Source organism: Arthrobacter saudimassiliensis (genome assembly GCF_059090665.1).
The window spans coordinates 1,338,980-1,351,260 of record NZ_JBNHFX010000001.1 but is presented as its reverse complement, the minus strand read 5'-3'; the positions used below and the strand labels follow the sequence as shown (position 1 = coordinate 1,351,260).

The window sequence follows — 12,281 nt, the reverse complement described above, 5'->3', positions numbered from 1 at the left end:
ATCAGTCCTCGGGGATCTCGCCGATGCCGGTGATCCGGGCCCGGCCGAGGGTGTGGCTGAACAGGTTGAACCCGAGGTATGCGGGCGTCGCGTCGGCGGGCACGTCCAGTTCCGCGACATCCACCGCGTGCACCACGACCATGTAGCGGTGCGGGCCGTGACCGGCGGGCGGGGCGGCGCCGGTGAACCCGGTGAAGCCGGCGTCGTTGGCGAGCTGGACGGCGCCGGGGGGCAGGCCGCCGTCGTTGGCGGCGCCGGAGGGCAGCGACGTGCAGTCGGCGGGCAGGTTGAACGCCGCCCAGTGCCAGAAGCCGCTGCCGGTGGGGGCATCGGGATCGAACATGGTCACCGCGAAGCTGCGGGTGCCTTCCGGCGCGCCGGACCAGCTCAGCTGCGGGGAGCGGTCCTCGCCGTGCGGGACGCCCATCTGTCCGCTGTACAGTGCCGGCGGCAGCTGGTCCATGTCCTGGAAGTCCTCGCTGGTCACCTGGAACTGCGCGGCGTTCGGCAGCGCGGCATACGGGTCGTGGCTCTGCATGCGGTTCTCCTTCTGCGTGGGTTGCGGGTGGTTCCGGGGGCCGGGTGTCAGGCCAGGTCAGCCCGGGTGGGCGGGTCGGCGCCTTCCCGGGTGACGGTGACGGCGGCGGCGCGGGCGGCGAACTCCAGCAGCCGGCGCAGGTCCGCAAGCGAGATCCGCGCCAGCTCGGAGCGGCGGGCCCCGCCGTCGAGCTCCTGGTCCATCAGCCCGACCAGCAGCGCGGACATGAACGAATCCCCGGCGCCCACCGTGTCCGTCACGCTGACCGTGGGCGCGGGCACCTCGGCTTCCCCGGCGGCGGCCACCGCCCAGGGCCCCTGCGAGCCGCGGGTGACGACGACGAGCGCGGGACCGGCGGCCAGCCAGCGCCGGGCGCTTTCCTCCACCGGCACGTCCGGGTAGAGCCAGCGCAGGTCCTCGTCGGAGGCCTTGACGACGTCGGCGAGGGCGACGAACTTCTCCGCCTGGTCCCGCGCGTAGGAGACGTCGGTGATGATCGAGGGCCGGCAGTTCGGGTCATAGGTGATGGTGGCCAGCGGGTGGGCGCGTTCGACGGCCCGTTCCACGTCCCGGGCGCCGGGCATCAGCATCGCCGCGATCGAGCCGGTGTGCAGCATGGTGGTGCCCTCCAGCAGCCGCGGCAGGTCCGCCACCAGGCCGGGCAGCTGCCACTGCAGGTCGAAGGTGTAGCGGGCGCCGCCGACCGGATCCAGGGTGGCTGTGGCCACGGAGGTCGGCAGGTCGTCGGCCGGGCCGGCGGTGAGGACCGAGTTGCTGCGCAGGTGCTCGGCGATCAGCGCCCCGTTGGCGTCGGAGCCCCAGCGGCCGATGAACTGCACCGGCTTCCCAAGCCGGGCCACGCCCACCGCCACGTTCAGCGGGCTGCCGCCGGGGTGGGAGCGCCGCGGAGCGGTGTCACTGACTACTTCGTCCACGAGGGCTTCGCCGATAACTGTGAGCACGCTCATCAACCTAGCATCGGCGCTCCGGCGGTGTCCTTAACGGCCGGGCCCCCGGGAGGACCGACGCGGCGCACGGGCGGGGCCAGGGCGCCGGCAGCGTCGGGGCAGCCCGGTTTGCCTCCTGCTGGCATACGCTGGAGAGGAGCGGGCCGGCGAAGGGCCGCCGGCGGAAAGACGGGGAGGACATGGGCGCCTGGGAGAGCCTGGATGAGAGGCTGCGGCCCGCCGTGGCGGCGAGCACCGAGGAGTACGCACGGGTGCGGCCGGCGCTGGAGGAGGTCACCCGGGAGGTGGAAGGCGCCCTGCGGACGGTCCTGGCGGGCTCCGAGGTGCGGCCCCTGTTCATCACCGCGCGCACCAAATCGGTGGAGTCGTTCCGGGACAAGGCCTCCCGCATGCTGGTGTCCGACGACCCGGAGGAAGTGCCCGCCCTGGTCTTCCCCGATCCGCTGCGGAACCTGACCGACCTGGTGGGGGTGCGGGTGATCATGACCCTGCCGCATGAGGTCGACGCCGCCGCGCAGCTGATCAAGCGCCAGCGCGCCGAGTTCGACTGCCGCGGGGACCGGGAAAAGGACATCGGGTCCATCGAGTCCGGCACCTACGGCTATTCCAGCCGCCACCTGATCCTGCGCACCATCCAGAATGAGACGGTACGGGCGTTCCACAAGGTGCTGGAGCCGGAGCACCGGCCCAACGGCAGCTACCTGTTCGAGGTGCAGATCCGCACCGTGCTGGCGCACGCCTGGTCCGAGATCGAGCACGACATCCGGTTCAAGGCCGGCGATCCGCGGGCCTGGAGCCCCTACTTCGACCGGCAGTTCACCGCCACCGCCGCCATGCTGGAGATGGTGGAGAAGGAATTCGCCGAGCTGCACGAGCGGTACGAGACGGTCACCGGGTTCTGGGACGAGGACGGCGAGGGCAGCGCTCCGCTGACCCCGAACCGGATCCGGCACGTGTGGCTGACCCTGCTGCCGCACGTGAACCGCAAGGTCGACGACGACTGGGGCTGGGCCGCCGAGCTGCTCGCCGCGCACGGGCTGAAAACCACCATGGACCTGGCCGGGCTGCTGCAGGCGGACGCGATCACCGCCGTCCGGCAGGCCCTGGACCACCGCTACTCCCCCGGCCCGGACCGGCTGCTCGATGACCTGCTGCTGTGGCGGTTCGGCAAGGAGCACATCGAGCTCACCGCGGAACCGGCCGACGCCGCCTCGCACCCGCGGCGGGACTCGCTGGGCCGCCGCTACCGGCAGATCCAGCTGTACCGGGCCCGGCAGAAGGCCTAGCCGTGCGGCGCCGCGCCCCTTGCCCGGGGCACTGCGCCGCCTTACCGTGACCGGATGAGCGTCAACCTCACCGCCGGGCAGGCCCGGCGGCTCCGCCTGCGGTCCCACCGGCTGGACGGCTCCGATCTGGCGCCCGCCGACGTCGTGCGCCGCGCCGTCGCCCTCCAGGGCCAGGACCTGCCCGCGGTCCAGCGGGCCATCGCGGTGCGCTCCCGGCCGGGTACCACCGTGGCCGAGGTCCGGGCCGCGTTCGACGCCGGGGCCCTGGTGCGGTCCTGGCCGATGCGTGGCACCCTCTTCGCCACCACCCCTGAGCATCTGCGGGCCCTGCTGTCCTTCACCGGCGAGCGCATCCACCGGGCCACAGCCAAGCGCCGCGAACAGCTGGGACTCCCCGACGCCGTCGTCGCGCAGGCCCGCGACGTGCTGGCGGAGGCGCTGGCCGTGCAGCCGCTGCGCCGGGCCGAGGTGCTGGACCTGTGGGAGGCCGCCGGCATCGCGACGGCGGACGGGCGCGGCTACCACCTGCTGATGAACCTGTCGGTGGCCGGCCTGGCGCACTGGGGCCCCTTCGACGAAACGGGTACCGAGCAGTACCTCACCCTCTCCCCCGCCGCGCCGCCCGTGGATCCCGACGCCGCCCTGGCCGAGGTGGTGCGCGGCTTTGTGCTGGCCCGCGGCCCGGTGACGGCCGATGACCTGGCTTGGTGGACCAAGCTGCCCAAGACGCTGCTGCGCCGGGCGGCCGCGCGTGTCGAGGACCTGGTGGAGGTGCAGGTGGAGGGCATCCCGGCGTGGATGATCGGGGACCCGGAGCCGCCCGACGCCACGACGGCGCCCGATGCCGGCGCGGTGACCCTGGTGCCCGGCTTCGACGAGTGGATCCTCGGTTACGCGGACCGTTCCCTGGTGGCGGGGCCGGGCATGCTCCAGGCGCTGGTGCCCGGCGGCAACGGCGTCTTCCGGCCGGCCTTGCTGGTGGACGGGCTCGCCGTCGGCACCTGGCGGCTGCCGCGCACCGGCCGCGGCGCCCCGCAGCCGGTGATCGAGCTGGTGGAGCCGGTCCCGGCGCGGACCCGGGAGGCTGTCGAGGCCGCGGTGGCGGCCTGGCCGCACGGCTGACCGGGCCGCCTACCGGCGGACGGTGTAGGTAACCTGCACCATGCCGTTGTCGAAGCGGCGTTCCCGGGCCAGGTCCAGGTCCAGCCGCAGCCCGTCCGGAAACACGCGCGTCCCGCCGCCGACCACGGCCGGGCAGATCAGCAGCTCCACGACGTCGACCACGCCCAGGGCCAGGGCGGTTCCGGCCAGGGTGGGGCCTTCAATGGTCAGGTCTCCGGCCGTCGCTGAGCGGGCCCGCTCCAGCGCCTCGAGGGTAAAGGCCGGCTCCAGCCGGGTCCGGGTCGTCCAGACATCCTTCAGGGTGGTGGAGAAGACCACCTTCTCGGTGTCCTGCCAGAGCCGGGCGAAGGTGGCAGACTCCGGGGAATCCTCCGCCGCGGACGGGTCGGTTTCCCAGATCGCCATCGTCTCGTACATCCTGCGGCCGTACAGGAAGGTCGTCACCGTGGCGAGGTCCTCGCTCAGGGCGGCGACCACGCTGTCTTCGGGGAAGGCCCAGTCGAACCGGCCTTCGGCGTCGGTGTTGTAGCCGTCCAGGGAGGACGCGACGGAGTAGATGAGTTTGCCCATGGGCCCACTCAAGCCACCGGGTGCGCCGGAGGCAAGAGGATCCCGCTTCCCGGCCGCCGTGATCCCCGGACCCGGCGCGGCCGGCTCAGAACAGCAGGTTCCCCGGCCGGCCCGCTTCCCGGTCCAGCAGCCGCTGCTTGAGTTCCAGTCCGTACCGGAATCCGCCGAGCGTTCCGTCGGTGCGCAGGATCCGGTGGCAGGGAACGAAGAGGGCGGCGGCGTTCAGGGCGCAGGCCGCCGCGGCGGCGCGTACCGCCGTCGGCCGTCCGGCCCGGGCGGCGTAGGCGGCGTAGGTGAGGCGTTCGCCGGGCCCGACGCCGCGCAGGGTGTCCCAGGCCTGGATCCGGAACCCGCCGGAGTGCTGGCGGACCGGAATCCTGCCCGGAGCAGCCAGGTCGCCCGCATAGTAGGCGCCCACCGCCGCGACGGCGTCGGCGGCGACGGCCGGCGCCGCGCCGGAGCGCGGATCGGGGCGTTCATCCGTCCGCAGCCGCAGATCGGGCAGGATCGCCACCTCATCGGCCGCCGGGCGCAGGCTGGGATGCACCAGGGCGGACAATGCCGCCTGATCCGCCGTCCACCCGGAGGCAAGGACCCCGTCGGCGGTGGCGAGCAGGGAGAAGGGTCCGTCCGGGGTGTCCAGGGTGGTGAAGACCGCCGCGGCAGGCCGCTGGGCGGTGGCCGGCCCTGTCACCTCCGCTGCCGTCGCGGCGGGCCCGGATCCGGTTGCCGGCTCCGGGGCTGCCGGGGTTTCCGGGCTGATCGTGGTGTTCATTGGTCATCCTTTCCGGAACGGGGCGGGGCGGCGGGCCCGGCGGCGGCCCGCCACAGGTGCATGGCAGCGTAGGAGCGCCAGGGCGCCCAGGCCGCGGCGCGTGCGGCCAGCGCCCGGTGGGCTGCGGGCCCGGGCAGGTCCACGTCGGGCAGGCCGGCGGTCCGGGCCCCGGCCAGAAGCGCGACGTCGCCGGGCAGCCAGGCGTCCGGGTCGCCGAGCACCCGCATCCCGATGTAGCCGGCCGTCCAGGGCCCGATGCCGGGCCGGGCCAGCAGATCCGCGCGCAGCTGCGCGGCGTCGGCGCCGATGTGCACGGCCAGGTCGCCGGTGTCCAGCGCCCGGGCGGCGGCCAGGACGGAGGCAACGGCGCGGGCGGGCAGCCGCAGCGGGCGGTCGGGGTCCGGGGCACCCCCGCTCTGCGGTGCAGGCACCGCGGCGAGGATCTGTGCCGGGGCCGGGAAGAGCCGGTCCAGGCCGGGGATCGAGGCGGCGTACGGGCTGCCGGCACGGAGGGCCAGCCGGGTGAGGTGGGTGGTGGCGGCGGCGACGGAGATCTGCCGGCCGAGAAGGGCCCGGATCACCAGCTCGTGCGGATCCACGGCGCCGGGAACCCGGATGCCGGGCGTGCGGGCAATGAGCGGGGCGAGGACCGGATCGGCGGCGAGGGCGGCGTCGACGGCGGCGGGATCGGCGTCCAGGTCCAGCAGCCGGCGGATGCGGGCGACGGCGGGCGCTGCGTCGGCCAGGGAGGCCAGCTCGAGCCGGGCGGTCAGCTGCCAGCCGCGCTTCGGGTGCCGTGCGGCGGTGATGTCGACGGCGGCCGGGCCGTGCGGTAGGGCCAGGGTGCGGGCGTAGCGCAGCCGGCCGGGGTCGCTGAGGTCGGCCAGTTCAATGCCGGCGACGGCGCGGGCGGCGAGGAAACGGAACATGCCCGGGGCGTCGTAGGGCGCCCGGACCGGCAGGTCGATGTCCAGCCGGGCGGCATGCGGGGCGGGTCGGGCGGACGCCGTGTCCGGGGCCGGCCGGGCAGCTGGCGCTGCGGCGGAATCAGCGTGGTCGGCCCCTGTAGTCCGGGGCCGGCGGCGGGCCCGGGCGCGCAGCTCGCCGGGCCTGCTGTCGAAGACCTCGCGGACCGTGTCGTTGAACTGGCGGACCGAACCAAAGCCGGCGGCGAAGGCGACCTGGGCCAGCGGCAGGTCGCTGCCGGCCAGCAGGGCGCGGGCGGACTGGGCCCGGCGGGCGCGGGCGAGGGCCAGCGGCCCGGCGCCCAGCTCGGCGAGCAGCAGCCGGTGGATGTGCCGGGCGGTGTAGCCCAGCCGCGCCGCGAGGCCGTCGACGCCTTCCCGGTCCACGACGCCGTCGCTGATCAGCCGCATCGCGCGGCCGGCGAGGTCGCCGCGCAGGTTCCACTCCGGGGTGCCGGGCGCGGCCTCGGGCAGGCAGCGTTTGCAGGCACGGTAGCCGGCCTCGTGCGCGGCGGCGGAGGTCAGGAAGAACGTGACGTTCTCCGGCTTCGGGGTCCGGGCCGGGCAGGAGGGCCGGCAGTAGATGCCGGTGGAGGTTACGGCCGTGAAGAACTGACCGTCGAAGCGGGCATCGCGGGCGTCGATGGCCCGGTACCGCTCGGTGAAGAGGCGATCCCCGGCCGTACCGGTGGAGCGGCGCGCCCGGGGCCGGCCCAGGGCGTCCGCGGCATCGGGTGCCGCGTCCTCGGTGATGGTCATGCCTCCAGTAAAGCGCGTTTCGGCACCGGCTTCCGGCGGTTTTCGGACACGGCAGTCCAAGGATGCACAATGGCGGCAGGCCCCGTTCCGGAGGGGCCTGCCGCCATGAGGCAGCGGAGGCTGCGCCGGGGCTTAGTACTTCGCGATGAAGCGGCCGACCACGCCGCCTGCACGGAGCTTGTCGATCGCGTCCGGGATCTCCGCCTGGGTGATGATGTTCATCGGCGGGTTCAGCTGGCCGGACTTCATCAGCTCGTACAGTGCCTCCAGGTCCTCCTTGGTGCCGGACTTGGAGCCCTTGATGGAGAGCTGGTTGATGATGATCGGGTAGGTGTTGATCGTCGCTTCCAGCCGGCCCATGCCCACCTGCACCAGGGTGCCGAATTCGGCCAGGGTCTCGATGGCCGCCGATGTGGTGGTGCCGAAGCCGGCGTAGTCCACGATCAGGTCCAGGCCCTTGTCCTTGAACTCGGTGATGGATTCGGCGACGCCGGCCAGGCCGATCTCGTCGGCCAGCCCGCGGGTGGCGGGGTTGATTTCGGCGCCGTAGACCTCCGCGCCGGAGAGCACCGCGACCCGGGCGCCGATGTAGCCGAGGCCGCCGAGGCCGATGACGCCGACCTTCATGCCCTTCTTTGCGCCGCCGACGGCGATGATCGCGTGGTAGGCGGTGAGGCCGGCGTCGGTGGCCATGGCCGCGAGGTCGAAGGGAACTTCATCGGGGAGCTTGACGAGGTTGTCGTCGGTGGCGAGCAGCTTGGGTCCGAAACCGCCGTCCCACTTGCCGTAGCCGAGCGCGTCGCCGTCGCTCATCACCGGCGCCAGGCCCACCCGGTCGCCGACCTTCCAGTGCTCCATGCCCTCGCCGACCTCGGTGATCACGCCGGCGTTTTCGTGGCCCATGGTCCGCGGAAGCTGGGAGAACAGCGGCATCCACCCCGGGTCGTCCAGGGCGGTGACGTCGGAGTGGCAGACGCCTGCGGCCTTGACCTCCACGACCACCTGGCCCGGCCCGGCGTGCGGCTCGGGTACTTCGTTGAGTTCCAGCGGCTTGTTGGTTCCGGTGAACTGCCATGCCTTCATGGGGCATCTCCTTCAGTGGTGCATGTGCTTGCCTTTCCAGATTACGCCCGCTCCCTGGCCGGATCGGGCGGTCCCGGCGAACGTGCATCTGCACCATAAGTGTGCTTACTGTTGCGTGTGGGGGCACTGCTCCCCACGTCCGGTTTTCCCGATGGAAAGGACTCATATGTCACGCGTAGCCATCATCGGCGGCCACGGCAAGGTCGCGCTGCACCTCGCGAAGGACCTCACCGCCAGGGGCCACCAGGTCACGTCCCTTTTCCGCAACCCCGACCACGCCGCAGACGTCGAGGCCACCGGCGCCACCGCCGTCGTGGCCGACGTCGAGCACCTCTCCACGGAGGAGATCGCCGACCAGCTGGCCGGCCAGGACGCGGTGGTCTGGTCCGCCGGCGCCGGCGGCGGCTCCCCGGAGCGGACCTATGCGGTGGACCGCGACGCCGCGATCCGCTCCATGGACGCCGCCCGGGCTGCGGGGGCGCGGCGGTATGTGATGGTGTCCTACTTCGGCGCCGGCCCCGATCACGGCGTGCCCGAGGACAACGGGTTCTTCGCCTACGCCGAGGCCAAGGCCGCAGCTGACGAGCACCTGCGCGGCAGCGGCCTGGACTGGACCATCCTCGGCCCCAGCGGGCTGACCCTGGACCCGGGCACCGGAAAGATCGAAACCGGTCCCGGCGTCGAAGGCAGCCAGGTCTCCCGCGAGGATGTCGCCCTCGTGGCCGCCGAAGTGCTGGACCGCCCGGCCACCATCGGCAGGATGATCGAGTTCAACAACGGCGCCACCCCGGTGGCGGAGGCCCTGGACGCCCTGGCGGACGGGCACGCCTGAGCCTGATGCCGTCGGCGGCCCGCGCCGCGGCGTCGCCGGCTAGGCCGAGGCGCGGCGCACCAGGGTGACCGGCGGCAGCCGGGCCTCGCCGCGCCCCGCACCGTCCGGGACGCCGGCTGCTTCGGCGCCGCCGTCGGCGGGAGCCGCCAGCTGCGCAAACCGCTGGCCCAGCCGCCGGGCGTCCACCCGCACGGTCGTCAGCGGCGGCACCGCCAGCGCCGCGAGCGGGATGTCCTCGGCGCCGATGACCGCCAGGTCTGCGGGAGCGGCGAGGCCGCGGGCCGCGAGCCCGGAGAGCAGTGCGAAGGCGTACTCGTCGTCGAACGCGCAGACCGCGGTGACCGGCTCCGGGGCCTGGCGCCACTGCCCGACGGCGGTCTCGGCCTGGACACTGTCCAGCTCCAGCCGGATGACCGCGGGAGCCGGCAGGCCGAGCCGGGTGCAGGCGTCCTCCACGGCGGACTGACGCACCCGGGCCCGCCATTCGTAGCCCGCAGCGGCCGGCAGCGCCAGGCCCAGCCGGGTATGCCCGGCGCCGGCCAGATACTCCACCTGCCGCGCGCCGATGCCCAGGTCCGGGGACAGCGGGTCCTCCAGCTCGTCCTGCAGGCTCGCCACCGGGGTGCCGAAGGCGCGCAGTTCGGCCAGTTCGGCGGGATCCAGAGGCGTGGTGACAATCAGCGCCGCCGGCGCCAGGGACCGCACCAGGGCGGCGGCCCCGCCCTGCGGCGGCAGCCGGTGCGCCAGCAGCCGCTGTCCGCGCCGCTCCACCTGCTCACTGGCGGCATCCAGCACCATGGCCAGCGCCTGGCCCAGCGGTTCGGGCGGCAGCAGCATCAGCACCACATCGCTGCGGCCGCGGCGCAGGGTGCGGGCCGCCGTCGACGGCGTGTAGCCCAGCGTCCGGGCAGCGGCGAGCACCCGGTCCCGGGTGGCCGCCGAGATGCTCTGCCCGGAGCGGCCGTTGAGCACGTAGCTGACGGTGGCGCGGGAGACGCCGGCGGCCTGTGCGACGTCGGCCGAGGTGACCCTGCGCTCCACGTGCCCGCCTTTCCCAACCCGCCAAAATCGGGGATTATGCCGTTCCGGTTTGTCCGGTAATCTGACGATACAGGCAACTTACACGTGTAACCCGGGGTTGCCTGCGCAACGGCCGCGCAACCACGGCCGTCTCTCCGACCGAAAGGACCGGCACGTGGCCAACCAGCCCATCACCGCCCAGAACACCGTCCAGCAGTGGCTCGACCACCCGGCGGGCGGACCCGCCATCCGCGGCCTGCTGGCGCAGGCCGGCAGCGACGAATCCACCCTGGGCCCGGCGCTGACCCTGAAGCTGCAGCAGCTGGTGGACCTCAGCCAGGGCAAGTTCCCGCAGGCCGCCGTCGACGAACTGGTGAAGGCCGCCAACGGCGGCGTGGTGCCGGAGACCGCCGCAGCGGAGCTGCCGACCGTGCCGGGCCGCTTCGAGGGCAAGACCGTGATCGTCACCGGCGCCGGCGGCGGCATCGGCCAGGCCACCGCCGCCCGCATCGTCCGCGAGGGCGGCCGGGTCATCGCCGTCGACATCGCCGAGGCGAAGATCAACGAGCTTGCCAAGGAAGCCGGCGAGGCCGTCGTTCCGGTCGTGGCGGACCTCACCGACCTGGCCGCGGTGGACCGCATTGTCGCCGCCGCCGGCGGCACGGTGGACGCCCTCGCCAACGTTGCCGGCATCAACGACGACTTCTCCCCGCTGCACGAGGTCACCGACGCCATGTGGCAGAAGATCTTCGCCGTGAACGTGGACGGACTGGTCCGCCTGACCCGCGCCGTGCTGCCGGGCATGCTCGAGGCCGGCAAGGGCTCGATCGTGAACGTCACCTCCGAGGCCGGCCTGCGCGGCTCCGCTTCGGGTGTCGCCTACACCGCCTCCAAGCACGCGGTGGTCGGCATCACCCGCAGCACCGCGTTCATGTATGCCCGCGAAGGCATCCGTGTGAACGCCGTCGCCCCGGGCGGCGTCGCCACCGGCATCCCCATGGGCGGAAAGACCAGCGAGTACGGCGAGGCCCACCTGGCCCCGGCCCGCGTGAACATCCCCGGCATTGCCTCCGCCGAGGACCTGGCCGCGTCCATCACCTTCCTGCTCTCCGACGACGCCGTGAACATCAACGGCGCCATCCTGCCCTCCGACGGCGGCTGGTCCGCGGTCTAGCTTCCGCACCTGCTCCGCGCCGTTTCGGCAGGAAGCACGACGGCGGCCGGCCCCCTCCTGCAGGAGGGGAACCGGCCGCCTTGCTCCACCCGCCGTCGGCACCCACCGGCGGCGGCACGTACACGAACCCCTGAGGGAGACACTGTGAAATCCGTCCACGTCACCGGCCCGGGCACCAACGAATGGGTGGAGGTGGACCGTCCCGTCGCCGGTCCGCGCGATGTGCTGCTGAAGATGAAGGCCTGCGGCATCTGCGGATCCGACGCCATGTACAGCCACATGGGCGGCATTCCGCCGCGCCAGGGTGCGACCCCGCTCGGCCATGAACCGGCCGCGGAGGTCGCCGAAGTCGGCGCCGAGGTGGAGGGCTTCGCCGTCGGGGACCACGTGGTCATCGACACCATGGCCTTCACCGACGGGCTGCTGGGCAGCGGCGGCGCGCAGGGCGGGCTGTCCGAGTACGTCGTGGTCCGCGAGGCGGTGCCCGGCCGGCAGCTGCGGGTCATTCCCGCGGAGATTCCGTGGGAGGTGGCGGCGCTCAACGAGCCGATGGCCGTGGCCTACCACGCAGTGAACCGCACCGACCCCCAGCCCGGCGACAAGGTGGTGATCTTCGGTGCCGGCCCGATCGGGCTCGGCGCCGTCCTGGGCTACCGCCGCCGGGGCGCCTCGCACATCGTGGTGGTCGACATCGTCCCCTCGCGGCTGAAGAAGGCCCTCGAAGTCGGCGCGGATGCGGTGATCAACTCCGCCGAGGAGGACGTCGCCGCCCGCCTGGTCGAACTCCACGGGGACGGCGCCACCATGATGGTGCGCGGCACCCGGTCCGGCACCGACATCTTCCTCGACGCCGCCGGCGCCCCGGTGGTGCCGCAGACCGTGGCCGGCGTGGCGAAGTCCGGAGCGGTGCTCGGGATCGTCGCGGTCCACAAGAAGCCCGTCGAGCTGGACTTCGGCTCCATCCTGACCACGGAGCTGACCATCGTTTTCGCCATGGGCTACCCCACGGAGATCTTCGAGGTCACCGACGACATCATCGAGAACTGGCGGAAATACGCGCTGATCATCAGCGACGTCCTGCCCTTCGAGCGCTCCCTCGAGGCGCTGGAACTGGCGCAGACCCCCGGAGCCGCGGACAAGGTCGTCGTCCGCTTCGACTGATCCATCCGGCAACGGCCTGAAGCACGAC

At 73.2% G+C, this 12,281-nt stretch carries 12 protein-coding genes; 5 read left to right on the top strand and 7 right to left on the bottom strand.

What is annotated here, in order from left to right:
- Nucleotide 1: 1 nt before the first annotated feature.
- Together AC5RV6_RS06320 and AC5RV6_RS06315 are read right to left on the bottom strand one after the other, a co-directional pair.
- The gene (locus tag AC5RV6_RS06320) at nt 2-538 is read right to left on the bottom strand and encodes a YbhB/YbcL family Raf kinase inhibitor-like protein (protein ID WP_494006418.1); all 537 of its coding nucleotides are present in this window, start codon (nt 536-538) and stop codon (nt 2-4) included.
- 47 nt (nt 539-585) lie between these two features.
- The gene (locus tag AC5RV6_RS06315; protein ID WP_494006417.1) at nt 586-1,506 is read right to left on the bottom strand and encodes a carbohydrate kinase family protein; all 921 of its coding nucleotides are present in this window, start codon (nt 1,504-1,506) and stop codon (nt 586-588) included.
- Nucleotides 1,507-1,685: 179 nt separating this feature from the next.
- Here AC5RV6_RS06315 and AC5RV6_RS06310 point away from each other — a divergent pair, with 179 nt between their 5' ends.
- Both AC5RV6_RS06310 and AC5RV6_RS06305 read left to right on the top strand, forming a co-directional pair.
- The gene (locus tag AC5RV6_RS06310; RefSeq protein ID WP_494006416.1) at nt 1,686-2,792 is read left to right on the top strand and encodes a GTP pyrophosphokinase; all 1,107 of its coding nucleotides are present in this window, start codon (nt 1,686-1,688) and stop codon (nt 2,790-2,792) included.
- Between the two features lie 54 nt (nt 2,793-2,846).
- Nucleotides 2,847-3,914, top strand: a complete 1,068-nt coding sequence (locus AC5RV6_RS06305) for a winged helix DNA-binding domain-containing protein (protein WP_494006415.1) — start codon at nt 2,847-2,849, stop codon at nt 3,912-3,914.
- Between the two features lie 9 nt (nt 3,915-3,923).
- On the opposite strand, the gene AC5RV6_RS06300 is transcribed toward AC5RV6_RS06305, so the two are convergent.
- The 4 genes from AC5RV6_RS06300 to AC5RV6_RS06285 all read right to left on the bottom strand — a co-directional run bounded on the left by AC5RV6_RS06300 (nt 3,924) and on the right by AC5RV6_RS06285 (nt 8,066).
- A complete protein-coding gene (locus AC5RV6_RS06300) occupies nt 3,924-4,484 on the bottom strand; it encodes a dihydrofolate reductase family protein (RefSeq protein WP_494006414.1) in 561 nt (186 codons plus the stop codon).
- An 85-nt stretch (nt 4,485-4,569) separates the two neighbouring features.
- Nucleotides 4,570-5,259 carry a methylated-DNA--[protein]-cysteine S-methyltransferase gene (locus AC5RV6_RS06295; protein WP_494006413.1) on the bottom strand — a complete coding sequence of 230 codons (690 nt, stop codon included), beginning with the start codon at nt 5,257-5,259 and terminating at the stop codon, nt 4,570-4,572.
- A complete protein-coding gene (locus tag AC5RV6_RS06290) occupies nt 5,256-6,983 on the bottom strand; it encodes an AlkA N-terminal domain-containing protein (protein ID WP_494006412.1) in 1,728 nt (575 codons plus the stop codon). Before AC5RV6_RS06290 ends, AC5RV6_RS06295 begins: the two co-directional genes overlap by 4 nt.
- A 132-nt stretch (nt 6,984-7,115) precedes the next feature.
- Nucleotides 7,116-8,066: a zinc-binding dehydrogenase gene (locus AC5RV6_RS06285; protein WP_494006411.1), complete on the bottom strand. Its 951-nt coding sequence runs from the start codon at nt 8,064-8,066 to the stop codon at nt 7,116-7,118.
- Nucleotides 8,067-8,232: 166 nt separating this feature from the next.
- Here AC5RV6_RS06285 and AC5RV6_RS06280 point away from each other — a divergent pair, with 166 nt between their 5' ends.
- Nucleotides 8,233-8,898 (top strand): SDR family oxidoreductase, encoded by a 666-nt coding sequence (locus AC5RV6_RS06280; RefSeq protein ID WP_494006410.1) that lies wholly within the window; start codon nt 8,233-8,235, stop codon nt 8,896-8,898.
- Between the two features lie 39 nt (nt 8,899-8,937).
- On the opposite strand, the gene AC5RV6_RS06275 is transcribed toward AC5RV6_RS06280, so the two are convergent.
- Nucleotides 8,938-9,939, bottom strand: a complete 1,002-nt coding sequence (locus AC5RV6_RS06275) for a LacI family DNA-binding transcriptional regulator (RefSeq protein ID WP_494006409.1) — start codon at nt 9,937-9,939, stop codon at nt 8,938-8,940.
- 154 nt (nt 9,940-10,093) lie between these two features.
- On the opposite strand from AC5RV6_RS06275, the gene AC5RV6_RS06270 reads away from it, so the two are divergent.
- Both AC5RV6_RS06270 and AC5RV6_RS06265 read left to right on the top strand, forming a co-directional pair.
- Nucleotides 10,094-11,092, top strand: coding sequence for an SDR family NAD(P)-dependent oxidoreductase (locus tag AC5RV6_RS06270; protein WP_494006408.1), 999 nt, complete (start codon nt 10,094-10,096; stop codon nt 11,090-11,092).
- A 144-nt stretch (nt 11,093-11,236) separates the two neighbouring features.
- Entirely contained in the window at nt 11,237-12,253 is a 1,017-nt protein-coding gene (locus tag AC5RV6_RS06265) for a zinc-dependent alcohol dehydrogenase (protein ID WP_494006407.1), read from the top strand.
- Nucleotides 12,254-12,281 lie beyond the last annotated feature (28 nt).

What these genes read in the sequence shown, in the direction of transcription:
- AC5RV6_RS06320 (WP_494006418.1), bottom strand. Translation starts at nt 538, where the DNA reads ATGCAGAGCCACGACCCGTATGCCGCGCTGCCGAACGCCGCGCAGTTC.
- AC5RV6_RS06315 (WP_494006417.1), bottom strand. Translation starts at nt 1,506, where the DNA reads ATGAGCGTGCTCACAGTTATCGGCGAAGCCCTCGTGGACGAAGTAGTC.
- AC5RV6_RS06310 (WP_494006416.1), top strand. Translation starts at nt 1,686, where the DNA reads ATGGGCGCCTGGGAGAGCCTGGATGAGAGGCTGCGGCCCGCCGTGGCG.
- AC5RV6_RS06305 (WP_494006415.1), top strand. Translation starts at nt 2,847, where the DNA reads ATGAGCGTCAACCTCACCGCCGGGCAGGCCCGGCGGCTCCGCCTGCGG.
- AC5RV6_RS06300 (WP_494006414.1), bottom strand. Translation starts at nt 4,484, where the DNA reads ATGGGCAAACTCATCTACTCCGTCGCGTCCTCCCTGGACGGCTACAAC.
- AC5RV6_RS06295 (WP_494006413.1), bottom strand. Translation starts at nt 5,259, where the DNA reads ATGAACACCACGATCAGCCCGGAAACCCCGGCAGCCCCGGAGCCGGCA.
- AC5RV6_RS06290 (WP_494006412.1), bottom strand. Translation starts at nt 6,983, where the DNA reads ATGACCATCACCGAGGACGCGGCACCCGATGCCGCGGACGCCCTGGGC.
- AC5RV6_RS06285 (WP_494006411.1), bottom strand. Translation starts at nt 8,066, where the DNA reads ATGAAGGCATGGCAGTTCACCGGAACCAACAAGCCGCTGGAACTCAAC.
- AC5RV6_RS06280 (WP_494006410.1), top strand. Translation starts at nt 8,233, where the DNA reads ATGTCACGCGTAGCCATCATCGGCGGCCACGGCAAGGTCGCGCTGCAC.